The 25,092-nt window shown below is 42.7% G+C and carries 24 protein-coding genes; 5 read left to right on the top strand and 19 right to left on the bottom strand.

Features of this window, described 5'->3' with window-relative positions; all coding sequences use genetic code 11:
- Positions 1–235: 235 nt before the first annotated feature.
- The 7 genes from ACOOFG_RS05530 to ACOOFG_RS05560 all read right to left on the bottom strand — a co-directional run bounded on the left by ACOOFG_RS05530 (position 236) and on the right by ACOOFG_RS05560 (position 8,935).
- A complete protein-coding gene (locus ACOOFG_RS05530; protein ID WP_420422643.1) occupies positions 236–862 on the bottom strand; it encodes a phosphoribosyltransferase in 627 nt (208 codons plus the stop codon).
- Positions 852–1,757 carry a hypothetical protein gene (locus ACOOFG_RS05535; protein ID WP_420422644.1) on the bottom strand — a complete coding sequence of 302 codons (906 nt, stop codon included), beginning with the start codon at positions 1,755–1,757 and terminating at the stop codon, positions 852–854. Before ACOOFG_RS05535 ends, ACOOFG_RS05530 begins: the two co-directional genes overlap by 11 nt.
- Before the next feature lie 2 nt (positions 1,758–1,759).
- Entirely contained in the window at positions 1,760–2,653 is an 894-nt protein-coding gene (locus ACOOFG_RS05540) for a hypothetical protein (protein WP_420422645.1), read from the bottom strand.
- A 79-nt stretch (positions 2,654–2,732) separates the two neighbouring features.
- Positions 2,733–4,715, bottom strand: coding sequence for a hypothetical protein (locus tag ACOOFG_RS05545; protein WP_420422646.1), 1,983 nt, complete (start codon positions 4,713–4,715; stop codon positions 2,733–2,735).
- Positions 4,712–6,301: a peptide ABC transporter substrate-binding protein gene (locus ACOOFG_RS05550; RefSeq protein ID WP_420422647.1), complete on the bottom strand. Its 1,590-nt coding sequence runs from the start codon at positions 6,299–6,301 to the stop codon at positions 4,712–4,714. Before ACOOFG_RS05550 ends, ACOOFG_RS05545 begins: the two co-directional genes overlap by 4 nt.
- 80 nt (positions 6,302–6,381) lie before the next feature.
- Positions 6,382–7,989 carry a peptide ABC transporter substrate-binding protein gene (locus ACOOFG_RS05555; RefSeq protein WP_420422648.1) on the bottom strand — a complete coding sequence of 536 codons (1,608 nt, stop codon included), beginning with the start codon at positions 7,987–7,989 and terminating at the stop codon, positions 6,382–6,384.
- Positions 7,990–8,041: 52 nt separating this feature from the next.
- Positions 8,042–8,935, bottom strand: a complete 894-nt coding sequence (locus tag ACOOFG_RS05560) for a hypothetical protein (RefSeq protein ID WP_420422649.1) — start codon at positions 8,933–8,935, stop codon at positions 8,042–8,044.
- A gap of 71 nt (positions 8,936–9,006) precedes the next feature.
- Between ACOOFG_RS05560 and ACOOFG_RS05565 the strand changes: the two genes are divergently transcribed.
- The 4 genes from ACOOFG_RS05565 to ACOOFG_RS05580 all read left to right on the top strand — a co-directional run bounded on the left by ACOOFG_RS05565 (position 9,007) and on the right by ACOOFG_RS05580 (position 13,630).
- Positions 9,007–10,476, top strand: coding sequence for a DHA2 family efflux MFS transporter permease subunit (locus ACOOFG_RS05565; RefSeq protein ID WP_420422650.1), 1,470 nt, complete (start codon positions 9,007–9,009; stop codon positions 10,474–10,476).
- 26 nt (positions 10,477–10,502) lie between these two features.
- Complete coding sequence (locus ACOOFG_RS05570; protein WP_420422651.1) at positions 10,503–11,018, top strand: hypothetical protein; 516 nt, start codon at positions 10,503–10,505, stop codon at positions 11,016–11,018.
- A 140-nt stretch (positions 11,019–11,158) separates the two neighbouring features.
- Positions 11,159–11,308 (top strand): hypothetical protein, encoded by a 150-nt coding sequence (locus ACOOFG_RS05575; protein ID WP_420422652.1) that lies wholly within the window; start codon positions 11,159–11,161, stop codon positions 11,306–11,308.
- A gap of 162 nt (positions 11,309–11,470) precedes the next feature.
- The gene (locus ACOOFG_RS05580) at positions 11,471–13,630 is read left to right on the top strand and encodes a hypothetical protein (RefSeq protein ID WP_420422653.1); all 2,160 of its coding nucleotides are present in this window, start codon (positions 11,471–11,473) and stop codon (positions 13,628–13,630) included.
- 163 nt (positions 13,631–13,793) lie between these two features.
- Here the strand turns inward: ACOOFG_RS05580 and ACOOFG_RS05585 are convergent, their stop codons facing one another.
- The 12 genes from ACOOFG_RS05585 to ACOOFG_RS05640 form a co-directional block, all read right to left on the bottom strand.
- The gene (locus ACOOFG_RS05585) at positions 13,794–14,123 is read right to left on the bottom strand and encodes a hypothetical protein (RefSeq protein WP_420422654.1); all 330 of its coding nucleotides are present in this window, start codon (positions 14,121–14,123) and stop codon (positions 13,794–13,796) included.
- Positions 14,124–14,177: 54 nt separating this feature from the next.
- The gene (locus ACOOFG_RS05590) at positions 14,178–14,906 is read right to left on the bottom strand and encodes an amidohydrolase family protein (protein ID WP_420422672.1); all 729 of its coding nucleotides are present in this window, start codon (positions 14,904–14,906) and stop codon (positions 14,178–14,180) included.
- 39 nt (positions 14,907–14,945) lie between these two features.
- The gene (locus tag ACOOFG_RS05595) at positions 14,946–15,797 is read right to left on the bottom strand and encodes a hypothetical protein (protein ID WP_420422655.1); all 852 of its coding nucleotides are present in this window, start codon (positions 15,795–15,797) and stop codon (positions 14,946–14,948) included.
- Positions 15,798–15,887: 90 nt separating this feature from the next.
- A complete protein-coding gene (locus tag ACOOFG_RS05600; RefSeq protein ID WP_420422656.1) occupies positions 15,888–16,457 on the bottom strand; it encodes a YqgE/AlgH family protein in 570 nt (189 codons plus the stop codon).
- 39 nt (positions 16,458–16,496) lie between these two features.
- Positions 16,497–17,708 carry an MlaD family protein gene (locus tag ACOOFG_RS05605; protein WP_420422657.1) on the bottom strand — a complete coding sequence of 404 codons (1,212 nt, stop codon included), beginning with the start codon at positions 17,706–17,708 and terminating at the stop codon, positions 16,497–16,499.
- Entirely contained in the window at positions 17,701–18,480 is a 780-nt protein-coding gene (locus ACOOFG_RS05610; RefSeq protein WP_420420492.1) for an ABC transporter ATP-binding protein, read from the bottom strand. The genes ACOOFG_RS05605 and ACOOFG_RS05610 overlap by 8 nt, the downstream gene beginning before the upstream one ends.
- Positions 18,477–19,262 carry an MlaE family ABC transporter permease gene (locus ACOOFG_RS05615; RefSeq protein ID WP_420420493.1) on the bottom strand — a complete coding sequence of 262 codons (786 nt, stop codon included), beginning with the start codon at positions 19,260–19,262 and terminating at the stop codon, positions 18,477–18,479. The genes ACOOFG_RS05610 and ACOOFG_RS05615 overlap by 4 nt, the downstream gene beginning before the upstream one ends.
- A 55-nt stretch (positions 19,263–19,317) precedes the next feature.
- Positions 19,318–19,800: a gluconokinase gene (locus ACOOFG_RS05620; protein ID WP_420420494.1), complete on the bottom strand. Its 483-nt coding sequence runs from the start codon at positions 19,798–19,800 to the stop codon at positions 19,318–19,320.
- Positions 19,801–19,864: 64 nt separating this feature from the next.
- A complete protein-coding gene (locus ACOOFG_RS05625) occupies positions 19,865–21,289 on the bottom strand; it encodes a hypothetical protein (RefSeq protein WP_420420495.1) in 1,425 nt (474 codons plus the stop codon).
- 22 nt (positions 21,290–21,311) lie between these two features.
- Positions 21,312–22,412: a hypothetical protein gene (locus tag ACOOFG_RS05630; protein WP_420420496.1), complete on the bottom strand. Its 1,101-nt coding sequence runs from the start codon at positions 22,410–22,412 to the stop codon at positions 21,312–21,314.
- A 3-nt stretch (positions 22,413–22,415) separates the two neighbouring features.
- Complete coding sequence (locus tag ACOOFG_RS05635) at positions 22,416–22,898, bottom strand: SycD/LcrH family type III secretion system chaperone (protein ID WP_420420497.1); 483 nt, start codon at positions 22,896–22,898, stop codon at positions 22,416–22,418.
- 1 nt (position 22,899) lies between these two features.
- On the bottom strand, positions 22,900–23,520 hold the full coding sequence (locus ACOOFG_RS05640) for a hypothetical protein (protein ID WP_420420498.1): 621 nt from the start codon (positions 23,518–23,520) through the stop codon (positions 22,900–22,902).
- Positions 23,521–23,767: 247 nt separating this feature from the next.
- Between ACOOFG_RS05640 and hemL the strand changes: the two genes are divergently transcribed.
- Positions 23,768–25,069 (top strand): glutamate-1-semialdehyde 2,1-aminomutase, encoded by a 1,302-nt coding sequence (gene hemL / locus ACOOFG_RS05645; RefSeq protein WP_420420499.1) that lies wholly within the window; start codon positions 23,768–23,770, stop codon positions 25,067–25,069.
- Positions 25,070–25,092: the final 23 nt, after the last annotated feature.

Genomic DNA, 25,092 nt, shown 5'->3' on the forward strand with positions numbered 1-25,092 from the left:
AATTTTAGATTTGACAAAAGATTGTTTAAATGGCTGAGCAGAGTAGCATCTGGTGTGACTGGATGAATCTGAGAAAGTTGGTTTTCTAGCATTTTCATTCCACTCCATACATAGAGCTGTTTCTGAACCTGGGCATTGTCTTCTAACTCTCTATGAAAAGAACTTTTTTGAGTTTGAATGGAGTGTGTCATTGATCACCTAATATAGGAGAGTTTACTCGGTTTTGGGGTAAAAATCAATGAAGAAGCGCAAGGATTTCAGCGTCTTCGACTTGGTGAAACGTCTCGTAAAATTGGGAGACGGCCATGAAGTCTTCAGTTGGATTTAAACAAATGATTTGATCGACAGCAGGATCTATAAATTCGAGAGAACTTGGCGGAGCGACGGGAATGGCGACAACAATTTTTTTGGCGCCATCGCTTTGGGCTGAGAGGGCGGCTGCCATCATGGTGGCTCCTGTTGCAATCCCATCATCAACAAGAACGACAATTTTATCTTTGAGAGAAGGTGCGAGTCGTTCTTTGCGATAGAGAGCTAGCCGTCTTTCGGCTTCTTTCTTTTCAGTCTGAATGGTTTCATCAATATGGTTTTTGGAAACACCAAGTGCCTGAATCAGCGATTCATTGAAGTAACCCTTTCCTGTTTCTGTGATGGCCCCTATGGCAAGCTCCGGATAAAAAGGGGCTCCAATTTTTCGGGTCATGACGAGATCGAAGGGCAACTCTAAAATCCGGGAGATTTCAGCTGCTAAAACGACACCCCCACGCGCAAGACCTAAGATCAAGACATCTGGGTTGCCATTGTACTCTTTAAGGCTTTCTGCAAGTTTTGCTCCAGCGTCTGTTCGATCTTTAAAAATCATGGCGGAGTCTCTTTTGGATCTGAACATCGAGAAACTCTTCGAGTTCTGGATGGCGCTCAGAAAGGAAGTCCTTAAGATCGTCAGTGGCCCCATAGAATTCACTTACGGTGGGATAAGTTGGGGGAATTAACCGGAATTCTCCAACGTCTATGAGGGAGGCACGTCCGTCCATGAACCCAATGTTGCGCTTGCAGTTATTGTCGAAGTCGGAGATACCATTTTTGCTACGCGTAATGAGAAGGTCGAGAATGGAGCCAATTGCCTGTTTACACTCTTTAATTTTGTTTTCTTGAAGGAGGTTGTCGAGGTAGGTCAAAACTGTGATGGCTTTTCTTTGAACGAGAAATTCCATTTCATCAAGGTTAAGGGTGACTTTTCCTCCTTTCTTGGGATAAAGCGTGACTTTTCGATCGAGGTTGCTTGTTTTATTTAGATGGAGGTAGAGAAGGCCAGTCCGTTCGGGAAAATGGTTGTACCCAATGATGTAGCTCATGAATGTTTGATTGCGTAAATGCGTGCGTCTTTCTACTTTTGCCGATTGAATCACGTTGAGGTAGGGAATTTTTGTGAAAGGCCAAACGTTGTAGACGGATCGGGTGTGCATATGCTTTTGCTTGAAAAACTTGAGGACTAGCTTCCCATCCTCACTTTCGAAGGCATAGCATTCCTTACCACTTCCAAGATAGTGAAAGGGTTGAGAACTGATTTGGTCAAGGAGGTTTGTTTGCTCAGAAGTTAAAGGGCCAATGTCCCATTTGGGATGATAGTCGTGATACGAAACAATCTTTTTGAGGCAAAACCCTTTGGTTCGCTTGATAAAATTCACATAAATAAATAGACAGGCAAAAAGTGTAAGGGAAAAAAGAGCGCAAGAAATAAATAACCTTTTCTTCATACTTATTCTCGAACTTGGTTAATCATGTCGTTAATGAGGGTCGCCACATCAGATTCGTAATCTGGATGATGGCTCACAGTCCAGTCTAGCAGTTGATGGGAGACTTCAGTCAGCTCGGCGCGCATTTCTGTGGCACTTTGACGTTTCTCTAGCGGTCGCAGTTCTCCAATGTCAATTTCAATGGCTTGGTTGCCGATGAAGCCAAAGTTTTTGAAGAATTGAAGGTCCTTATCAAAATACCCTTTTTCCATCCTCCTTGTGATGACAGTCAAAAGGGAAGCGATGCTTTCCAATGCATCTTCTCGTTTTCCTAAGGAAAAAAGGGTGTCTAATCTTTTGTAGCCAACTTGAGCTTTTTTCTGAATCAGAAACTCCATTTGATCTATGGGGACGATCTGCTTTTCCCCATTTTGGTCAATTAGGGTGACTTCTTGGTGAAATAGATCGGTTTTATTGAGGTGCAAGTAAAATAGCCCTGTCTCTTTTTTAAGGTGCTCGTAGGCGATTTTGTAACTAGTGAAGGATTTATCCCGCTCACCTTTACGGCGGAGATACTTTTTCTTAGGGTAGAGGAGCATTTTTGCGGGCATAGGGATAAAGTCAATGAAAGACTGGGTGCGCATATGCTTTTGTTTGAAAAACTTCAAAACGTATTGTCCATCTTCGCTAAGAAAGGCGTAACAGTGGTTCCCACTTCCTAAATAGGTGAAAGGGTGCGCAAAGAGATCTTTGAGTGTGGCTTGCTGCGAGGGCGAAGGAGGAGTTGTTTCCCAACGAGAGTCATTATCATAGTAGGATTGGATTTTCTTTAAGGTAAATCCTTTTGGCCTTTCGCAAGCTGAGAAGGCGAGGAGGAGAGAGCATGCGCAGAGTAGATGGAGTATTTTTGTTTTCATACGCAGCAATTATAAAGTTGGAGCTGTACTGGGGTCAAGCGATTTGATAAGGGAAATGATTTGATTCAAAAACTCTTGTCTATCTAAGTGTTGGGTCTTCAACAGAGAAGATCAGGCCAAGTGCTCGGATTCCATTGACAGAGACATCGCTTGTCGTGAGATTTGTTGATGAGGAAAGGAGGGAGACAGTTTCTTGTTTAATTTGGTCGATGAGTTCATCTACGGGAGAGCTAACCACGAGAAGGAGCTCTTCATCTGTTGTGTCTGAAATCAGGTGATAGGGGATCTCTTCGAAAGAGACTTCAAGGCTTTTTAGAAGCATTTCGTAGTGCATTTTGAGAGTGTCGGTTGAGAGGAGACTTTGCATGTAGCCAGGAGAGATCGAGTAGAAAAATTTTTCAACAAGATGAGTTGGGGGAACAACAGCTTTGAGTTTAGATAAGTTTTCGTACTGCTTGACAATCATGCCGCTATTAAAGTCTCGCAAAGGTCCAAAAGATTTTTTCAAATAAGAGAGGATGGATTTTCGTGCTTCACAGAGGCTAAACTTGTCATTTTCATCAGTGAAAGACTCTTTGTCTAGCTCAAGCTCTAGGACATACGCATGTTGCAGGTGACGCTTATTGAGAATTCCTGCAATCTTGTTTTGATGGGAAAGCACCTTCATATGAGGGCTGTTTTCAAAATGGATCTTTTTAGGCTTTAAGCAGACTAAGATAACCGTGAACGTGACAGTTTCATCTGTTTCACTTGCAAAATGAATGATGACTGGAGGCGGGTCTTGTGGAGTTTTGAGTTCTTTGCTAAGCGTGAGAATATTGCGAACAACTTCTTCTTCATTGGCATCATGGGCACGATGGACTTCAGAAAAGCGGTAGAGAGAGTGGATCTCTTTGGGGAGTTTTTTCTTGAGCTCCTTGACATCACCTTGAGCAAAGGGGCGGCCGTCTTCTCGTTCCATTTCCAAATAGAGCATGCAGATCCGATCTTTGTCTTTTGAGCTAATGAGTGAGTCTTCGACAAGACGACTGTAAGGTAAATGTGATTGGATGACTTGAATCAGCTTTTTCTGGTCGAGATCTTCATGTTCACTCTTAAAATTGAGGCAGATCAAGACAGCTAAAACTGGGGTTTTAGGTGTGAGAGTTGTTCGCAAGACCTTGATTGAAATTAAATGCTCATTTCCCTTGATTTTGAGGCGATGGCTGATGTTTTTTCGGAAGAGATATAAATACGACAAGGTGCGATAGAGATGTCCAACATCTCTTTTCGATATCATGTTTTCTCCAAACATCAAGATCAGAGATTGAATGCCTTGGAACATGTTGTGATCAAAGGCTTGTGGACGTTCTTCAATCAGAGGAAGAAGGTGGTCAGGGATTTGGGTAGGCGTTTCTTGATGCGCCACTTTTAGGAGGAGATGGTGCGTTTCTTCTAGGATATTCGGGTCATGCTGATCATCAGGTTTTTTCACAAGAGACGAAAGGTTTTCTAATAGAACCATGCGCTTTTCATCCATTGTCAAAGGCTTGGATAAAACGAGTTTTCGGGCATGTTGGGTCGCAAGTAAAGTCAACCGAACTTCCTCAGCTAGACGGGGAAGTGTTTGCCTGATTTGATGGAGGTCTCGTTCGTTTTCGATATCGATGTAGATTTCAGTGATAAAGTAGCGGTCTTTTGGATGGATGATGAACCGAAAATTGAGCGAGCGAATGGCTGTAATAGGAAGTTGCTTTCCTGGAATCAGATTGCGAGCCATGGTGTCTAGGAAAAACCGTCCAGTCCCATGTGTGTATTCGGCGCTGCAGAGAATAGCAATTGACACACTGCACGGAGCTTCTTCAATCGAGGACCATTGAATAAGCGGAAGAGATTCTCCTAATTTTTGAAAATACGATTCATACGAAAGGAAATGTGGTGGCGCAACCTCAGTGTCAAATAGATCTTGTGGAATCATCTCTTTTACAAGTCGTTCAATGGACGTGACGTAGGAATCAAAGCCTTGTTTATTACCTTTTGGAGCGTTAAATCCCGATTTAATTTTCAGAAAGTCAATTTTCATTCAGCCTCCAGGTAGGCTTTCCCAAGGTGGATTGAGCCAATAGGGGAGATGTACATTCCCTTCAATCGAGACTGACTTAAGTAGACTTGATTCCAATGGTAAATCGGTGCGATGGGCATTTCATTTGTTAAAATTTCTTCGGCTTGTCGCAAGAAAGCAATTCGCTTTGTTGGGCTTTCAATGCGCATGGAGTCATCTAAAAGTTTGGTATATTCAGAATTTTCCCATCCAGGATAATTTTTGGGGTTGCCACTAAACTTGTAGAGGTCGAGGATGTTCATAATGTCGTTGTATTGGATCACAAAGCGAGTGAAGGCAAATTCATAGTCGCGGCGTATAAGTTTATCGAGGTAAACTTTGAAGGTGTAGCACTCTAAATTGACCTGGATGCCAAGAACTTTATTCCACTGTTGTTGGAGGGCTTGAGCGACTTTTTTGGGAGCATCTCCTTCAAGGTACATGAATGTGATTTTGCTTAAATCATTTTTTTGAAGCCCCAATTCCTGCATCCCCTTGCGCAGATGGTAGCGAGCCAATTGGTCATTTGCATCAGCAAAAAACGTCTCTTTCATATGATATTTTAAGATAGACGGAATGGGGCCGCTTGCAACTTCTTCATCAAGTTGTGTCGTGTGTTTTACAATGGCATCACGGTTGATAGCATACGCAAAAGCTTTCCTAATATTAGGATTGTTGAAGGGATAGTGGTTGACGTTAAAACTGCAGTAAGTTGTGGCTCCTAAAGGATTTTTCTTGAGCAGCCCTTTTTGTTTAAGGTCTTGAATGCTATCAAGTGGTAGTGGCGTTAAGAGGCCAAGAAAGTCGAGCTCGCCTCTTTCATAGAGTTGCAGAGCTGTCGACTCGCTTTCGATCAGTGAGATGTGGATACCGTCCAGCCCCACTTCATGAGCTTCCCAGTAAGCGGGATTTCTTTCAAGAATCAGCCTATCGTGAATTTTCCACTCTTTTAAAATGAAAGGACCGTTTGTAATAAGTTGAGGACCAACTTTATCGGCCCACTCTGGATGAGATTCTACAACGTGAGAAGGAACGGGAAAAAAGACGCAAAATGCGATCAATTCTAAAAAATAGGGAGTGGGACCTTCTAGAGTCACTTCAAATGTTTGGGCATCTCGAGAACGGACACCGACTTCATTGAGAGGAATAAGGTTTTCTTTGGCAGCTTTGGCGTTTTTGATGGGGTAGAGAAGGTTAGCATTCGGAGCCGGAAAAGCCGGGTCTAGCATCTTTTTCCAAGCAGCTTCAAAATCATATGCCGTAACAGGTTGGCCATCAGACCAATAGGTTTCGCGTAAATGGAAGGTATAGACAGTTCGATCTTTAGATGTTGTGATTTTTTTTGCTAATCCAAGTTCTGCAGAAGAATGAGGGGACATGCGCGTCAACCCTTCGAAAAGCATGAACTGGACTGTTGAAGAGGTGGGATCACCCCCTTTGCGTGGATCTAAAGTGGGAGGATCACTAAGGAAATTGATACGCAGCATTTGCTTAGTCTTCTTTGGTGAAGAATGGCACCCCATCGCTAAGCAAGCTAGAAGAGCAAATATAATGGCAATTTTCTTCATCACACCCTCCTATTGGATGTAAATTTCAGCAAGCTATACAAGTGCGGATTATTTGTAAACCATTAAGACAAATTTTATATTTAGTTAATGTCAGAGTAGCGAAAATCAACATGACCCAATGGAGAAATTTGGGCATTTTTCAAGTTGGGGTTTTTGAGGTAGAGAGCGTTGTAATGATAGAGCGGAGCAATGGGCATTTCTTCTGCAATGAGCTGCTCTGCTTGTTCGAGGATATGAGCTCTTTTTTCTGGAGAAATCACAGAAAAAGAGCTGCGAATGAGCTGTTGAAAACGGACATTTTCCCAAGCGCTATAGTTACGGTAGGTATCTTTTTCTAAAAAGCGTTCAAGAAAGCTCATACGGTCATAAAATTGAGCGACCCAAGACATTTGTGCAAATTCAAAGTTCCGCTGACGGAGTTTATCTAAGAAAACCTTGAGTTCAGAAGACTCTAGAGAAACCTCAATACCTAAAACCTCTCTCCATTGGCTTTGAAGGGCTAAAGCAAGCTTCTTTTGGAGTTCAGAAGAGAAAAATGAATAGGTGAGTTTGGGAAAGTTTGCTTTTTTCATTCCGAGTTCTTCGAGTCCTAAAGCAAATTCTTTTCGAGCCTCTTCTCGATCTGCGTCATTAAAAAAACGGCTTTCTTCATAGTCTTTTAAGACAGAAGGGACAGGACCAGTGGCGACTTCGTCGAACATCTGGGTGACATTATCGATGATAAGTTGACGATCGATCGCGTATGCAAAAGCTTTGCGTATATGGATGTTATTGAAGGGCGAGAGTGTTGTATTAAAGGCGCAAAAGTTCGTTCCTGCTATGGGTCGCATTTGAATTTCTTCAATAAGACTGAGAGAAGAGACAGCATCGAGAGGGAGAGGGGAAATGAGACCACCAATCCAATCGAGGTCTCCTTTTTCAAAAAGATTAAGGGCTGTTCCTTCATCGGCAATCATGGTCATGCGCAGAAGGTCAATCTTTACAGCTTTTTCATTCCAAAAATAATCATTTTTTCGAACGACAATTTCATCATCACTTTTCCAAGATGCGAGTTCAAAAGGTCCGTTCGAAATGAGCATGGGGGAGCTTTTTTTGGGAAGTTCAACTTCTTTTCCTCCTTGCGGAACGGGGAAGAACGTTGCATAAGCAGTTAGCTCCATAAAGTAGGGGGTGGGCCTTTCGAGCTCGACGATTAAGGTCGATTCATCAGTCGCATAGACGCCAACATCTTGCAGTGGGCAAAGCCCTTTTTTGGCCTGCGCTGCATTTTTAATAGGAAAAAGGAGATGAGCTGTAAGCGAAGGAAAGTCTGGCGAGAGAAGCGCTTTCCAGGAAGCGGCAAAGTCGTCTGCAGTAAGCGGTGTTCCATCAGACCAGCAGGACTCTCTAAGATAAAAAGTGTAAACTCTGCGGTTTTTAGATATTTCAATAGAATCTGCTAAGGCAAAAGAAAGCGTGCCATCAGGTTCAAGGCGTGTCAATCCTTCGTAAAGCATGAAGTGAAGGGCATTGGAAACAGGGTCAGTACTTTTGCGTGGATCTAAGGTAAAAGGGCTGTAGATAAAGTTGGTGCGAACTTCTTTAAATTTGCGTGGTTTTTTAGAAGAAAGCTGTTTGCTACAGCCTGGTAGAATCAAAACAAGTAGAGAAAAGATGACTAGCAGCAGTTTGATTTTATAATTTTTCATCAGATTCCAAATATCTATAAAAGGAATGCAATAATTATAAAGGAAAGAAGGATTAGTTTAAAGACTTAGTAGTTATTCTTTCAATTTCTTCATCAAAAAAAGGCAGGAGGCCAGGGTGGTTTTGGGCAATCCACTCTTGCAAATCTCGAGTGATACGAATCATTTCGTCTTGATAAACTTCGGGTTTTTTTTCCTTATCATCTAGAGAGAGACGGCCCACATCGATTTGAACTGGGTGGTGGTTGACAAAGCCAAAGTTTGTAGAGAAATCGGGGTCTTTGTCAAAAATTCCTTTTTGACACCGGACTAAAGCGAGATGAAGTAGATCTCTCAGACCTTGCTCGGCCTTTTCTTTCTGTCCTAGGTTCATCCAATTGTCAATCGTGTCATAAACGAGAGAGGCTTTTTTCTGCAGAACAAAAGGTGTTTTGCTTAAGTCAACGGTGTGCTTTTTGCCAATTTTGTCGTAAATGGTGACTTTCTTCCCTAGGCGGGTTGAAAAGTAGAGGATGCCTGTTTCTTCGCGCAGATTTTCAAAAGCAATTTGATAGCTACTCAACGTACATTCTAACACCGCTCTTTTTTGAGCTCGCTTCTTGTTCCGCATACTAGAAAAATAGTTGGGCAAGGGGAGAAGGTCAAGCCAGGGGAGAACGCGCATATGTTGGAATTTGAAGAGCTTTAAAACGGTCTCCCCATCTTCTGAGAGAAAAACATAACTTTGGCTTCCTGAATTGAGGTAGTGAAAGGGCTTTTCTAAGGTGGTGGTGGCAATTGGAAAGGGTTCTTCTGTTTCCCAATATGAGTAATCCCCCTTAGGTGGGTAGACATTGACCATGGCAAACCCATCTGTTGCTCGATGGCAAAGCCGCTCGACACCAAAAAAGAGGAGGAGAAAAAGTAAAAATTTACTATATGTATGAAGTTTCATCTGTAGAGCTATCATAACCCAAACCCGTGAGGTAAGTCAATTTGGACGTGGCATGGACAAAAGAACGACTGTTAGTATTGTTCTCAATGACATGTGCGATTTCGATGGTCTTTCTTAATACGACTCTGTTACCAATTGCCCTTCCGACGATTGAAAGACAGCTGCTAGTCACTCCGGTGACCCTTCAGTGGATCATCAATAGTTATCTACTGGCCACAGCAGTTTTTGTCATCGCAGGAGGCCGTTTGGGAGATTTGTTTGGCCACCGCCGTTTTTTTTGCATGGGGATGATCGTCTATGCGTGCGCTTCAATCAGTGGGGGACTAGCTCAAACGGGTTGGTGGCTTATCTTGAGTCGTGGCATTCAAGGAATGGGGGGCGCGATGATGTCGCCTGCAGCTATGTCGATTTTAATCCATGCCTTTCCGTTAAAGCAGAGGGGGAAAGCCATTGGAATTATGGTGGCAATTGCTTCTCTATTTCTCTCGATTGGACCTTTTATTGGAGGGCTTTTTACTGAGCTTTTCTCATGGAGATGGTCGTTTTGGTGCAATCTTCCCATTGCCACATTGGGAATCATTTTGACGATGAAATCGGTTCCAAAATCTAAAAAACTAGATGAAAAGTTTGACTTTATTGGGTTCATCACGACCTCTATTGGTCTTTTCTGTTTAACCCTGGCTTTAATGCAAGGAAAGAGTTGGGGGTGGAGTTCTCCCATCATACTGGCGCTTTTTTTCTTTGCAGTAGTGTTTATTCTTGCAGCTCGCTTTTTAGATCGTTTTGCTCAGGAGCCTTTTTTTGACTTCAATTTGTTTAAAAATCCCATTTTTATTAGTGGAACTACCCTGATCTTTTGTTCTCAATTTGTTTTAATGATCACTGTGTTTTGGCCGATTTTTTTTCAAAAGGTCTTGGGCTTTTCACCCATTGATGCAGGACTTTACACTGCTCTTGCGACGATTCCCTTGATCATCGTTGCGCCTCTTAGCGGAACGATTAACGATCATTTTGGTCCGCGCCTTCCGATTGTGATTGGCTTTAGCTTGGCGATCTTTTGTTTTCTTTGGTTTTTTTTATTTTCAAGGTCGCATGATATCCACCTTTTGGTTCCAGCGCTTCTTGCTTTTGGATCAGGCATTGCTTTTGTCATGACACCTGCAAGTACCACAACTCTTGGGAGTGTTCCCAAAAATAAAACAGGGGTTGCGACAGGGATGTATAATATGATCCGGTTTACTGGAGCCACGATTGGTGTGGCGATCTTGGGCGCTCTGCAGTACAATATTCAACAAGATGCCTTTGGCAAATTCCTGAAAGCAAATCGATTGACAAACAAGCTCGATCCTTCCCTCTATGATGGATACCTTGCTGATCTTCCCACATCTGTGGAAGCAATGGAGAAGCTGACCCCTCCCATTGCTAACCTTGTCAAATCAAGCTTGTACGAGGCAACGGCACTCGCTTTTTCCTGGACCAATTTGCTTGCCGGAGCTGTTGCAATGGTGGCGCTAATCGTAGGGGCGGTTTTTTTCAAAAGTGCGGCTAGAAAATAATTGCACTCTTGATTATGGATAGGTTCATGGTGAAGAAACTGTTGCTATCCTTCCTTTTTCTGTCTTGTTCCCTTGGCTTTGCGAAAGATAAAGAGCTACGAGTGGTTCCCGTTACGTCATCGCCGGAGTCTAACACGATCGTGCTTAGGTTGATATTTCCTAGACCTTATGAAAACAAACGGAAAAATCCCGTAAACGTTCAGATGCGGATTGAAGGTTTTCCATTAGGAACCATGACTCAAAATGACCGAGCAGGACAGATATTCAATGATCCCGAAGGTCAGAGCATTCATGTCATCATCGATAATGAACCTTATCTTGCTTTTCACCAAGCTGTTGAAGATTCTTTCGATGAGAATCGGGAATTTTATGATAAAATCATGAGTTTTGCGATTCCCTTCAACCTCAAACCTGGTCAACACGTCATACGTGCCTTTCCAGCGCGCTCTTATGGAGAAAGTTTGAAGGGAGATGGGTGCTTGCTGCAGAGATTTTTTATTTCCAAGACCGAAAAAAGTCCGATAATCTCGAGGTCGACCTGACGAAGCCCTATCTAACCTATAATGAACCTCAGGGAAGATATCCTTTACACGAGGCAGACCCTATATTGCTCGATTTTTTCCTCTCTAATTGTGAGCTTTCGCCAGATGGGTACAAGGTTCGCCTATATATAGATGGGAACTTGGCGCGTACCCTCACGAAGTGGTCTCCCTACTATCTTTATGGACTCCCAAAAGGGACCCATCAGCTCAAATTGGAGCTGATCGATAAGAATGACAAGCTCGTTCCGGGCTTTTTCAATGTCGTTCAACGGGAAATTACAATTCAGTAAGTTTCTTATAATTAATAGTTTGTATATTAATATTTCATAATTAATTAATTTTTATTAGTTTATACTAAACTTTTAATTATTATTATTTTATAATTAAAATTGATAATAAAAGAGAAGTCGGTTCATAATAAATTTAGGGGACCGCAAAAAGAAGGCAGCGCTATGAAGAAGGGCTCAAAGTCAGATGATATGACCATTATGGATGCAGTAGACAATCTGTCTAGCATCGCCGAGGTTGACGTCGAATCAACAGCAGAAGGTGTTGAGCGTGGTGTAAAAGGAAATCTGCAAAAGTTTAAGAATCTTAAACAAACAGAAAAAGAAGAAACGCTCAAGACAGTCAAAGGAACTTTTAAGACAGTTCATAAATATCTCCAACATATTTATCAGAAAGAAAAAGAACAGTTGCAAGACGTTGAAATGCAACGTGGTGTCAAAGCGATTATGGTGCTTGCTGGGGAAGCTGCCGACAAACTGGGAAAATGCACCTCCATTTTCAAACACACATACGAAGAAGGACAACTTGAAGAGATTTCAGAGTACAAGGATCTTAGAAAGTTTTACCTCAATAAGATTGTGAAACGGTTCCAAGAAGTCCTGGCATCAGAAGAAGCTTGGGAAGAAGAATGGGGAGTTGAAGATCCTACCGTAGATATTGAACGACTTGGCTTAAAGGATTTAGAGACAGTCAAAAGAGATCGAGAGTACGAACTATTCTATATCCGACAAGACGATGGAAAACCATTTTTCAACCGGAACTTACTGCGCCACATCAAACTTGTCAGCGATTTCGATGAAGTCATCAGCGCTGCAGAAGGGGAAGATCCCTTATTGCGTGTCAATATCTTAGTCGATAAGGAAGCGCAAGTTGTTGCAAATGAAATTCGAGAAGATATCAAAGATGAGCTAGACGACTTTTATGTCGATGCGATGCAACATCAGGACATTCCAATCATTCAAACGATGAACAAAGTGACGATGTCGCTCCTACTAGCATCCAATCCTCGCAATTTACTTCAACACTCAATTGGAAAGACTTGTACCCGTTACTTTCACGATTTCCAGTATTTTTTAAGGGAAATCCTCACATCTGCAGATTATATCCGGTTGATTTCTCATTCTTTGAATGAAACCGATAAACTTTCGCGGGCTTTAGTGCATCTTGTTCATGCATTTTGCTTTGCGTTTTTCGTTCGCGTGGGAAAACGCAACGACTTAATTGACTACATCCACGATTTGATTAAAAAAGGCTATGGGGGCCAAGAGATTGCACGAGGTGAGACAAGCGACCCGCTAACCTTTTGGAACGACTTGCTCGACATCCACGATGTTGTGTCAAGCGTTCTCAAAAGGTATCCCAGTGGACCGCTCTTTAAAACGCTTGATGTTTTCCGCGAAAGAGATGAAAAAGAAGGGTTTGATCCCATTTATCAGGGAAATCAGCCTTCTTTGCAGTTTATGTTTTCAAGTCAATCGTTTGATTCCAAATGTTTACGTTTGCCTTGTCCAACATTTCATGACCACATCAATAAAGCTGAGATTATCGAAGAGTTCAAGGGATACTTGCGCTACTTAGATCAGAAAAAAGGAAAGGGGTGTCATCTCCTTTTCAATTTGCAAGATCGCACATCTTGGGAAGAGCATGCTCGGTGTCAAGCTCTTGAGGAACTTTCTCGTCGAGCTGAATATACAAACCAGCTTATCCTTGTGACACTGCCCAAAAAAACTGATTTCTACTTTCAAACAGATGCCTATAAAGATTTAACTGATGTAAACGATTTTCTCACATTGGTTCGAGATCAAATTGCTTCAAATGAAGAGTGTGGATTCTTTTTTGCCAATCGGATTCCGAGACAGGAACTCGATGGGTTTATTGAGAAGATATTACCTTTGATTCACAAACGAGTCTTTGGGTCAAAAGAGTCTCTTTCTAGAAGAGAGCGTCTGGATTTTATCGAAATTTTCTACCAGTTTCTCATGCTAAAAATCCTTGACCTTGTCAAGCCCGACTTTTTCAGCTTTACGTGTAAAGATGCTGTTGACGTTGGACCGACGACAAGCGCAGGGTTTTACTCCTTGGTAAAAATGATGAGCGAAACGAGAAATTACGACAAAGAAGAACAAGATCACTTCTTGTGGCTGCTTTATGGTCCATCTTTGCTTGTTCGGGAAAGACTTGTAGATTACCAACGATTAAGCCGTGTCATGAGTGCCATGACAGTTCTAAGCGAAGGTTTTCTCAAAGATCAAAAAGGATTTTTAAAAGACTTAGAGTCACTTTTTGATTATCCATTCCTACAAAAAATTCAGATTAAGTCTTAGATGGTGTCGTCATAAGATGGACAATCCTTAAACGACTACTGGAGAAAATTTCATCGTTGCCTTCCTTCGAAAGCTCGATTTGGGCTTCCTGTATCAGTTGCCTTGAACTTTTCTTCCATGAGCCGCTTCTTTATTGTCCCTTTCGAGACGACACTATCTAGAACTATTGGTTGGGAATACTGCTTGATGAAGCATCTGTGAAATTCACGACGGTTTTGGGGAATTCGTACTGCTGGACTTTGACACATGCAAAGATATAGAAAACCGCAAAGATTGGAAGTGATAAATAGGAAGGAAGTTGAATATAAATATTGGGCTCGGATGTCCAGTAACAGCGGGCAGTAGCGACCATAGAGCTGACAAATAGAGCTAATGCAAGACATTGAACTTGCTGGGCCCTTTCTTTAACGGCCTCAAATTCTAGAAATTGTTGACTAGGGACCGAAGGATACTCTCCGGTGTTTGTCCTAATATTACAGCTAACTGTTTTCACTAACATCTTTACGTTTTTTTTTATTGAAATTATATCCGACATGGAAAATTTGGATCAAGTAGAGTAAAATGAGGCTCCATTTGTCCATAGGAGACTCTCACAGTCTTCTTGAGAAAAATTTTGAAGAATAAGTTCTATATCTTTTTGTTCAAAAGGACGTTTTGCTCTCGTGGAAGGAAGATCAGTTCCAAACATTAATGCCTCTGGGTTGACCCGATGAATCTGCTGGAGGAGTGGGAGTGGGTCACAATCAAGTCTTCCAAAACCCGTCGCTTTTACCCGGGCTCCTCGTTCAACCCACTTGAGCATTAAGGGGAGTCCTTCCTTCGATAGCCCTAGATGATCGATACTCACTTTGGGAAGGGTGAGATTGGGAAGGTCTTTTGCATCGATATAGAGTTCAACATGCCAACCGGCAAGCTCATAGACGCGATGGGCCATTTTTTCTAATTCTACAAGCGATTCTGAGCCACCTCGTTTCACATTAAAGCGAACAGCTCTTACCCCATCCTGATGGAGTCTCATGATTTCTTCATCTGAAACACTGACTGGAAGTTGTGCAACACCATAGAATTGTGGGCCGAGCTTGGGAAGGAGGTGAGACAGGTAGGAGGTATCAAATCGCTGAAAAGATCCCGAAACAAGAGCTCCCCCTTGAATCTCGAGCTTTTTGATCCATTTTTGATAATCGGACAAAAGAAAGGGGGAGGGTAGAAACCCCTGATTTTCAAATAGAGGAAATTGGGGATCAATTAAATGAAAATGACTGTCAAAAATCTTCATCATCTTACCTTAAAATCATAGTTTAGCAGTGCTATTTGTTTATACGCTCTTGTAATGGAAATTTTGTCCGCTGGCAAGTTGAATAAGTCTATGTGCTTTTTGGATATCCTCTTGTGCGTTTTGCTCTGTTGCAACTTCTAAATATTCCCGAAAATGTAGTCGGGCTAAATCCTTTTTTTGTTCATACATGTAACCTTCCCCAAGAGCGAGATATGATGATCTAACAAAATGCTCTTTTTCGTTAGCGCTTAGGTCGTTTGCTAGCTCTAAACATTTGAAAAAGTGCTCTCTGGCTTTTTCTGTCTCAAATAACATTTGATGAGCATGTCCTATATTGTAGTGAGTGCCAGCTAAACACTTTTTGTCATTTAGGGTCATGAGAATATCTAAGCAGTTTTGGTATTCTTCTAGAGCTTCATGGAAGTTGTCTGATGATGCAAGCTGCTGTCCACGTAGAGAATGCTCCATAGCTATTTTGATCTGTGCATTGCCCGGGTGTTGGAAAAACTTTTCGTAATAATCTTTCATCATCTCGGATTTTTTTTGTTCCGTTATAAGATAAAGGCTATTTCCCCGTTGAACTAGGTAAGGCTTGGTGATAATATCTCTTTGAAAATGGCCTATCTCACCTTGATACTTTTGCTCTGTTTCAGCTACTTGTTTTTTAAGGGCCTCAAATGCTCTGTTTATCTTTTCTGTTGTTAAATCCGATAAGTGATAAAGACAGATTTTTTGAGCATTTTCTGTTCTAGCGTTGAAGTCGATTTTTTCCCATCCTCCTTTACATAAAATCCCAATATTGCTACTTCTCACTGCTGACATATTTCCCTCATTTTTTATGTTCAGAATGTGCGTTTTAAATAATGCAAGATAAACGTAAGGAATTGGCAAATTTTTTTGTAAGCATTTTTTTACGCATAAAGACTATGTTGAGATGAACTTATCATCTAGAAGTATAGCTGACCTTGGTGGTGACAGTTTCTAGTTGAGTTCAAGATCTTCGGGAATCATTGAGAGGGTTTTATACTTGCCTCCCATTTCTCTTAGCAGCGTTTGCCAGAGTTTTTCAGGAGGGGTTTGAAATACGTGATCTTTTGATGCAGGATGCAAATACCACGCACCGCTTAAGAACTCTCGTTCAAGGAGCCCCGCTCCCCAGCCGCTATAGCCTAAGCACATCAGAAGCGAGGTAGGCTCAGGGCTGCCAGTCATTTCTTGGATGCACTCCATGTCTCCTCCAAGATAGACTCCTTCACAAACTTTAAGGTTGCTATCAGAGTCTTGTTCATGAGAATGGATGAGCATGATTTGATTCGGTTGGTTGGGGCCACCAGCGCGGATACTAATATCAGCATCGGCAAGTTCTTCTAAATTGAGCATTTCTTCAGGCACATCAATGTCTAAAGACTTATTGATGATAATTCCAAAAGAGCCAACGGGGCTGTGATCACAAAGCAAGACAACACTGCGAAAAAAAATGCCGTCATCCACTTCGGGACTTGCAATTAAGAAACTGCCTTTCTTGAGCTCAGAATAGGGAACTCGTTGCATAGCGTACCTCCTCTATCTCAGGAGATAGCATCTGCACGCTTACTTTGCAACTTCCTGTTGCCAGTTCATGAGCTGCTCATTATAAAGGCGCAAATTATCGTACAAAGCTTGTGCACTATGCAGAAAGTCCGCAAAATCTCGCTTAAACAAGTTGCTGTCAAAGATCTTATCCCTTTCAGGACTATCTTCGGCCCGATCAACTAGCATTGAGAGGCGAGACATCGATGTATTGATGAGATCCACCTCTTTCGTAAAGTAGTTACGGAAGTTTTGGGGCGAATTGAGAGCATTAAGCTCGGTAATCTGTCTTAAACGGGTCCGTTGCCATTCTTTATTGAGATTAAAGAAAACCCCATAGTGGTTCACATCATTCATGAGTGTGTTCACTTTGCTCAAGATGGCATTGACCTGCAGGTAAGTGTCGTTGTTCATGAACAGATGACCGAGAGTTCCTTTTCCCTCTGCTAAATGGTTAGCAACAACATCAATAGAGCGGCTGGCAGTTTTCATGTTGCGCATAGTGACACCGAGATTTCTAAAGACATCATCTTCATTCATTTGTTCCATGGAGTAATGGATGTCACGCATGGCTGCAGAAAAGTTTTGAACACTCGTTTTGATGTCTTGAACAAGGTGCATTTGATTCACTTGGCCAAGAGTTGAGGAGACTTCTGTCATCGCATCATCAAACGAGCGGATCGCAGCTCCAAGTTCATGTCCATTTTGATCGATCCAAGCAATGACCTTATCGAGAGTTTCTTCAACCTTATCAGAAAGCTGCGACAGTTCGTTGAAAGCGCTTTCTAAAGGGTCAACCGATTCAGCATAAATAGGTGTTTTAGAAGAAATGAGTGTGGGCTTGACACCCTTTGGTGGAGCTCGAGGAATGATTGCAATTGATTTTTCTCCGAGAAGACCCGAAGTTTGCACGGTGATTTCATCGGTATTATAGACTCTGATACTCGAATCAACGTGGAGAATGAGCTGGTAAAAGTAGACTTGTCCCATTTCGTCTGTAGGTTGCTCACGCGCATGCGGGATTTGTTCAATCGAAACAACTTCTCCCACAGGCTTTCCAGCAAACATGACCTGTGTTCCAACGGATAGCCCATTGATGTTAGAGAAACGGACAACAAGGGTTTCCTTTCCGTCGCCGACACTTGGCTCGAGAAACAGGACGATGCCGACAACGAGCGCGCAGGCGACGACGACAAACAGTCCGATGAGGGTGTTTTTCATGTAGTCAATCATGGGTCTTACTCCTAAATGAGCGGGGGTCTTCTGAAATCGTCTTTCTTAAAAATTCAATGATCGGGTCATCGATCTGTAAAAAGGCATCTGGTTTTTCGATATACGCGATTTTTCCATCTTTGTGAAGAGCTAATCGGTCTCCTACAAAGAGAGCAGAGATGATGTCATGGGTGACCACAATGCTCGTTGCCTGAAGTTCTTCCTGCGTTTTGACGATGAGTTCATTGATTTGCATCGATGTGATCGGGTCAAGTCCCGTCGTCGGTTCATCGTAAAGCAGGTATTCAGGGCGGTAGACAATCAAACGGGCGAGGCCCGCTCTTTTGCGCATTCCACCTGATAAATCGGAGGGCATCTTTTTTTGAACGCCCGCGAGATCGACCATTTCTAAAGCATGATCGACCATGTCTTTGATTTCACCCTTCGTGTACTTTTTCCCTGTTTTGGGGTCGCCGTGCTGCTTGAGATAAAACGCCGTGTTGTCTTCAATGTTCATCGAGTCGAAAAGAGCCGCTCCTTGGAAGAGCATTCCCATATTGCGGGTGGCAGTATACCGTTTTTCGCCTTGCAAATCAGAAACCCGCACCCCATCAACTTCAATGTAGCCTTTGTCTGCTTTGGAAATTCCAATGATATGCTTTAAGAGAACACTTTTTCCAACTCCAGAGCGACCTAAAATCACCAGTGTTTCACCTTTTTCGACCTTGAGGGTGAGTCCTTTTAAGACCTGATTGTTTTCATAACATTTCCAAAGATCATGAATGTCAATCATTTGAACCACCCCGTTGCGTTTTGCAATAAATTGAGTCCAAGGGTGATGAGAAAGTTCGTAAATAAGATAAACGTGTAGCAAATGACAACGCTATTCGTCGTCGAGCGACCAACCCCTTCAGCTCCACCTCGCGTCGTCAATCCTTTGTAACACGAAATCGTGACAATGATGATTCCAAAAATGACTGCTTTGACAACCCCTGTCAAGAGGTCAAAGTTATCCATATAGATGGGCATCGGGTCAAAGTACGTGGTTGGAGGCATCCGAAAATAGAAAATAGAAATCAAGTAGCCGCCAAAAATCCCCATAAAAATACTAAAAATCGTCAGCAGCGGCATCATGAAGATCCCCGCAATGAAACGGGGAGAGATCAAATGGCGGTTGGGACTGACAGCCATCGTTTCTAATGCATCGACTTGCTCAGAGACGCACATCGTTCCGAGCTCGGCACACATGGCAGCTCCAACGCGACCTGTAACCATAAATGCCGTTAAGACAGGTCCGAGCTCTGTCATCATAGCTTTTCCAACCATGAGTCCCGTTGCTCCAGCTAGACCTTTATCGCTTAGCTGAAAAAACGATTGTGCAGCTAATACCAAACCTGTTGAAAAACCTGTCATCGCGACAACAGGAAGTGATAAAACACCAATATTGTACAGTTGTTCGCGAATGAGATACCAATGCGGCGGACGCTTAAACGTTGCAAGGGTGACGTTCCAAATCATGAGGACATATTCCCCAGTTGAAACGAGAAAACGGAGTTTTTCTAAGAGAAAACGCATTGACCTCAGATCAATTTTTCACAAAATTGTCATTCTAAAGAAATTTTCAGAAACTTTAAACCTTTAACTTTTCTCGGACCGTTTTCACGATTCCTTCCACGGTATCATCGATGTCGACCACCAAACAATGGGTGGGTTCTTCCAATGTGTCGAATTGACTTTGCAGTAGCTCGGGGTTAAAAAAATGTCCCTTGCGGTTTTCCATGCGCTTTTTGATGAGCTCAAACGAGCCTTTAAGGTAGATAAATTGACAGGAAGGATGAACACTTAAAGTGACGCGATACGAATCTTTGAGCGCCGAACAGGCGAGGATCATGTGTTCTTCAAGTTCGACACGCTGCTTGATTAAGTCTGCAAGGGAATTTAACCAGGGGAGGCGATCATCATCGTCGAGAGGGATTCCAGCGTGCATCTTTTTCTTACTTGCTTCGCTATGAAAGTCATCAGCGTCGTAAAAAGGCCAATCGAGCTGCTTGCTCAGTTCAATGCCGATGACGGATTTACCAGAACCAGACACCCCCATGAGAATGATAATCATAAAAAAATCCCGAGCAAGTTACCTTACTCGGGATCCTAATTTGATCACGAATTTGTGACAAGCCTTAGCGGCCAACAATCATGCTAGTCAGCGTTTTGATGACTTCAAGATGGCGCTCTTTAAGCGAGTTGTCATTTTGACGCGCTTCTTGAACCAGCTGTTGCTGTGTTTCTAAATCTTGACGTTCTTGTTGTGTTTCCCAATCATGCAAAGTCTCTCTATCTTTCTTTTCTAGAGAGCTTGTTTGGGAACCAACCTGAATCAGTTGAGATCCCTGATTGTTTGCAAGGTCAGGGGCCATGTTACAACCTTTTTCAACAAGCCCTTGAAGCGTTGCTAAGTCCATGCCTGAGATACGTGAAACAAGCGGATGAATGACTCCTGCAATGCGATCGGAGGATCCTGCTGCCCAAGGGCCAGCAAAAGAAGCTCCCATCATGGCCATACTTGCGTATTGCCACTTTTTCTGATCCCAAGCCATTTCTGGGTAAAGTTTTGCTTTATCGTCCATTCCTGTTTTCCAAAGATTGCGCAATTCTTTCTGCCGCTTTTCTTCAGCTTTGATGATGCGACGGCTTGACTCCTCCACTAGACCTAGGGAGTTGTGAGCCTGTACCCACGGATTGGCTGACTTTGAATGATCTCCAAGAATTGCCTCAATACTCGCAAATTTAATATGCGGATTACTATAGAGGCCTTGACGGTCGCTAACGACGCTTTCAATTTGTAAGAGTTTTTCCTCAGGATTTTCAAGAGGTTTTGATGCATCGTTTTGCTGTAGGAGAAGCTCTCCATTTAAAACGCTTTCGATTGCTTGATGCTTTGCTGCTGCTCCGACATCATCATTTAAAACTGTCTGGATCGTTGCAACTTTTTGATCAGCATTTTGAAGCAGCTGCTCTTGTTCTTTCACCATTGTTTCCAGCTCAGTCAGCAGTTCTTTCTTTGCTTGATCGAGAACGGGATCTGGAGCTTGACCAGAAACAACCTTAGAAGTTTCAAAGAGATCAACGAGGTCCAAGCTTGGTTTCTTGATTTCATCTAAAGGAGTAGGCCCGTGACTGTGCCCAGTTAAAATCGCTTGAACAGCGGCAAACTTTTCATGAGGGTGATTTTGAAGCTGACCCTGATCACGGATAATTGTCTCGATTTGATCGAGTTTTTCCGCAGGATCACTAAAAGTTCTTGACTCCACTTGATGCGAAGCATGGAACTCACCGCTCAAAACACCTTCGAGTGCTTTTTGCTTATCTTCAGCGGTCACAATTTTTTCGAATTGATCATCAAGAATCGCATGAATTGTGGCGAGTTTTTGATTCGGGTTTTCTTGTACACGATGTTGCTCTTTAACAAGTGCTTCTAGTGTGGCAAGTTGCTCTTTTTTCTCATCAACAGGAAATAAGTTTTTTCCTGCTTTATCATGAGAGCTTTCATAAAGCTCAATCAGATCCTCAAAAGAACCGTCAATCGAATCGATTGCATCAGACATAATTTAACCTCAATCCTTTCTATTAACCTTTTAATGTGCCTTGAATCACTCTTTTGACTGCTTGGTTTGTTTGCTCAACAAATTCTTCTGCGGTCTTAAAGAGGTGTTTGAAATCGGAAATATTCAATGCACCGTAATGTTTTTTGATGTCGTCAGACACCGACTTTCTCTCTTTTGTTAGGGTGGTAAGTTCCCCAGAGAGTTCGAATAATTCAGCTTGATTGCTAATTCCTTTCATGACGCCATACCCTCGCATTAAAGATAGAGCTGTTGAGGTTATAGTGCCAAGATTTTTAGGAAGCTTATCAAATAAAAAACTGTTCCCCATGAGTCCACCATGGAATGTGAGTAGAGCTCCTCCAAGTGCCATCATGGAAGACCATGTAGAGTCTTTATAACCCACTTGGTCAAGGCAGAACGATCCCAGTTCTAATAGACCACCGAATGTCATTTCCATGCCATAAAGTGAGCCCCAGAAATTACCTGCAGCTGACGAACCTAATGCAACGAGGATCCCACCTCCAATACCAATTGTGATTCCAAGGAACTTCATGGCATTTTTCAGGTAGTCGAGCTTTTGGTTGTCTCGAGCAATCCGAATCGATTCAGCGAGTTTTTCGTCAAACTCTTCGCTGATCTCATTTTGCTTCGAGTGGTCAACTTTTAAAATCGTCGCAGCTGTTAGCTCGCGGCCAACTGCCATGGTATGCGTACAATCTTCAACCGCATTTGCCATCACAAGTTGTGGATGGGGAGTGAGTCCAATTTCACTGCCAGAAGACGTGTTAAACGGCATCCCAAAATGAGCGACAGGTTTAAAAACCACTTCCTCTTCTGAAACTTTTTGTTTTTTAGCAGCTTCTTCATTTTCTTCTGTTTCACGCCTGCGCTTCTTTCCAGCTACTGCTGGTGGTTCCGGCGGCGGGAGAACAGGAGGACTGCTTAGCGGAACAACTTTTGGTTCCGGTTTTAGGGGAAGGTAGTCTGTATAGGCGTCCTTTTTAACAGGGCGCGTTCCTTCTCTAGGTAAAGCAAGAGTTTTCGCATCAAGAGTTTTGACGGCTTCATCTGGTGAGACTCTTAGGTCGCTCATATCAAATGGACGAGTGAGAGTTTCTCCCATAAATTAGGCTCCTTCTTCTGCTTCATTTTTATAATACGTTTCAAGCTGCGCGACTTTTGCACTGAGTTGGTGGTGCTCAGGAGTGAGAAGCTTCTTTGAAGCTTTGAGAGCTTCACATCCTTGTTCGAAATCATTTAAAGCAAAGTTGCATTCTGCAGCGTGAAAGTGAGGGAGGGGATCATATCCATCTAGGATAGAAGCCATGCCCCACGCTTTTAAGGCTTCTTCATACTGCTTCTCCAACTGGAGGCAAGCACCAAGTCCAAGCCAGTATTTTTGCTTAAGCGGTTTGGATAAGACAAGCTGGTGAAAGATCTCCTTGGCTTGGTCGTAATCTCCAGACTGGTATAAGTTGTAGGCCAAAGTATAAAGAACGCTTAGGTCCTTGTTCGAGAAGTCCTTGTTCAGCGGCTGATCGTTTTGGATCCGCTCTCCAATTTCTCCTAAAGCTGTTTGCAAAAGCTTTTTTTCTTCGGTTGTAAACATATTATGTTCTTTGGTTACGGACCATGTAATTTCCTGATTGGCTCATCTCTTTTTGCATGTTTTGGAATGCAGTTAAAAGAGCAACACCAATTTGAATCATCAAGTAAAGATCTTGTGTCTTTTGGTTGTTGACGTTTTTACAATGGTCAAGCCATTCTTTGATCTTTCCTTCGATCTTTTTCAGCTGATGAGGAGAGACTTCTCTCAAGTCCTCAGGGAAAAGATCATGTGCAGCTCCATCATTGATGGAACCATCACTCGTCGCATCCATGAACTCTTTTCTGTAAGCTCTGTAGAGCTCAGCGATTTCATCGAGATTGAGATGAGATAAAGCTTCTACTAAATCGTGTATGCCATCTTCCCCTTCACGAAGAAGAGCTGAAAGCTCGTGCATGATAGGATAGATGTGAGCGCGCATGACGCGGTTATTATCATGGACATCTCGGTTAATTTTTCCAAGAGCATGAGCTTGCGCACGGTCGTGAGCCGATGCGATGGAGGAGGGGAGTGTATAAATATTTGAACTCCCTCTGTAGCCGCCTCTATTTTCAGGCGCCGCTTCTGCCGGCTCAGGGGCTACGACTTGATCTTCTGAGTAATCACCGCTTATTGCTTCTGACATGTATGACTTCCTCTTTTCTTTGTAAAACTTTTTTAGACATAGTTCACCTTTCGCATGCTAGTATATCCAACTGTCTATTTTTGTACAAATTAAAGAAAAGGTTTTATCATCTTTATTCGATCTTAATATTCGTTAATTATGCAAAACGTTGGCTCTTTGTAATTTTTAGAAGCAGATGATAGAAAAAATCTCCTTTATAAAAAAAGGATTTTTTGACAATGATGAGCACAATTACAGGAGGTTCCCTATGAGTCTTTCCCAAGCCACGAAGAGTCAGGAAATATTTGAAAAGTCAGCAGAAGTCATTGCAGGGGGAGTGAACTCTCCTGTACGCGCTTTTATTGGCCTTGGGGTGGATCCTATGATTGTGGAAAAAGGGGAGGGTGACACCATCTGGGATATAGAAGGTAAGAGCTATATTGACTACTGCATGAGCTGGGGAGCCATGCTACTTGGGCATGCCCCCCCATCGGTTGTGGCTCAAGCGAAATCATGCATGGAAGACGGAAGCTCTTTTGGGATCGCGACGAGAATAGAAGAGCAGTTAGCTCGAAAGGTTACCGAAATTGTGCCAAGTATTGAGAAACTCCGCTTCGTGTCATCTGGAACTGAAGCGGCCATGACCGCGATTCGAGTCGCTCGCGGTTATACAGGGCGTCCCTACATCATTAAGTTCAACGGCAACTATCATGGGCATGCCGATCCATTTTTGATCCGGGCGGGATCAGCTGTCAGTCAAATCAGTCATGAATCCTCATCTCAAGGAGTCCCAAATGACATTGTGAAGCATACAATTTCACTTCCCTACAACGATGTAGAGAAAATCCAGGAACTCTTTCTCGATCCAGAGTATGCGAATCAAATTGCTGCGGTGGTTGTCGAACCGGTTGCAGCAAATATGGGCGTTGTTCCTTCAATTGAGGAATTCGTAAGGACATTGCGCGCTGAAACAGCTCGTGCTGGAACGGTCTTGATTTTTGACGAAGTGATCAGTGGTTTTCGGGTGGGACTTGAAGGAGCACAAGGTTATTATGGAATAGAGCCAGACATGACCTGTTTGGGCAAGATCATTGGAGGTGGATTTCCTGCAGCGGCATTTGGTGGCAAGAAAGAAATCATGGACTCTTTGGCGCCAACAGGAGGTGTTTTTCAAGCAGGAACTCTTTCGGGCAATCCGGTTGCGATGGCAGCGGGCCTCGAAACTCTTGACCTTGCGCAGCAAGAAGGCTTTTATGAAATGATTGCTGATAAAACAAAGCTGATTACTGAACCTGTGCAAATGGCGCTTAAAGATCGGAATTTAGATGCTTGTTTGCAAGAAACAGTTGGGATGTTTACTCTCTTTTGGGGGCCGACTTCAGTGAAAAAGTTTGAAGATTTGAAAGCACTCGATCACGAACGGTTTAAAACGTTTTTCCGCTATTTGCTTCAAGAAGGTGTTTACTTTTCACCTTCTCCTTATGAAGCTTGCTTCATTTCGGCAGCACATAGTGAAGATCATTTAATCAAAACACGAGATTTGATCATTGATTTTATTCGACAAGTTTAAACACTTATTGCTCCTTTTCCTTT

It is taken from the genome of Simkania sp. (assembly GCF_965215465.1).
Classification (GTDB): Bacteria; Chlamydiota; Chlamydiia; order Chlamydiales; family Simkaniaceae; genus Simkania.

Coding starts and splice junctions, on each gene's coding strand:
- ACOOFG_RS05600 (WP_420422656.1), bottom strand. CDS start 16,457: ATGCAACGAGTTCCCTATTCTGAGCTCAAGAAAGGCAGTTTCTTAATT.
- ACOOFG_RS05570 (WP_420422651.1), top strand. CDS start 10,503: ATGGTGAAGAAACTGTTGCTATCCTTCCTTTTTCTGTCTTGTTCCCTT.
- ACOOFG_RS05615 (WP_420420493.1), bottom strand. CDS start 19,262: ATGCGTTTTCTCTTAGAAAAACTCCGTTTTCTCGTTTCAACTGGGGAA.
- ACOOFG_RS05635 (WP_420420497.1), bottom strand. CDS start 22,898: ATGTTTACAACCGAAGAAAAAAAGCTTTTGCAAACAGCTTTAGGAGAA.
- ACOOFG_RS05560 (WP_420422649.1), bottom strand. CDS start 8,935: ATGATAGCTCTACAGATGAAACTTCATACATATAGTAAATTTTTACTT.
- ACOOFG_RS05580 (WP_420422653.1), top strand. CDS start 11,471: ATGAAGAAGGGCTCAAAGTCAGATGATATGACCATTATGGATGCAGTA.
- hemL (WP_420420499.1), top strand. CDS start 23,768: ATGAGTCTTTCCCAAGCCACGAAGAGTCAGGAAATATTTGAAAAGTCA.
- ACOOFG_RS05565 (WP_420422650.1), top strand. CDS start 9,007: ATGACATGTGCGATTTCGATGGTCTTTCTTAATACGACTCTGTTACCA.
- ACOOFG_RS05625 (WP_420420495.1), bottom strand. CDS start 21,289: ATGTCTGATGCAATCGATTCGATTGACGGTTCTTTTGAGGATCTGATT.
- ACOOFG_RS05550 (WP_420422647.1), bottom strand. CDS start 6,301: ATGAAGAAAATTGCCATTATATTTGCTCTTCTAGCTTGCTTAGCGATG.
- ACOOFG_RS05540 (WP_420422645.1), bottom strand. CDS start 2,653: ATGAAAACAAAAATACTCCATCTACTCTGCGCATGCTCTCTCCTCCTC.
- ACOOFG_RS05605 (WP_420422657.1), bottom strand. CDS start 17,708: ATGATTGACTACATGAAAAACACCCTCATCGGACTGTTTGTCGTCGTC.
- ACOOFG_RS05640 (WP_420420498.1), bottom strand. CDS start 23,520: ATGTCAGAAGCAATAAGCGGTGATTACTCAGAAGATCAAGTCGTAGCC.
- ACOOFG_RS05535 (WP_420422644.1), bottom strand. CDS start 1,757: ATGAAGAAAAGGTTATTTATTTCTTGCGCTCTTTTTTCCCTTACACTT.
- ACOOFG_RS05630 (WP_420420496.1), bottom strand. CDS start 22,412: ATGGGAGAAACTCTCACTCGTCCATTTGATATGAGCGACCTAAGAGTC.
- ACOOFG_RS05610 (WP_420420492.1), bottom strand. CDS start 18,480: ATGATTGACATTCATGATCTTTGGAAATGTTATGAAAACAATCAGGTC.
- ACOOFG_RS05555 (WP_420422648.1), bottom strand. CDS start 7,989: ATGAAAAATTATAAAATCAAACTGCTGCTAGTCATCTTTTCTCTACTT.
- ACOOFG_RS05545 (WP_420422646.1), bottom strand. CDS start 4,715: ATGAAAATTGACTTTCTGAAAATTAAATCGGGATTTAACGCTCCAAAA.
- ACOOFG_RS05590 (WP_420422672.1), bottom strand. CDS start 14,906: ATGAAGATTTTTGACAGTCATTTTCATTTAATTGATCCCCAATTTCCT.
- ACOOFG_RS05620 (WP_420420494.1), bottom strand. CDS start 19,800: ATGATTATCATTCTCATGGGGGTGTCTGGTTCTGGTAAATCCGTCATC.
- ACOOFG_RS05530 (WP_420422643.1), bottom strand. CDS start 862: ATGATTTTTAAAGATCGAACAGACGCTGGAGCAAAACTTGCAGAAAGC.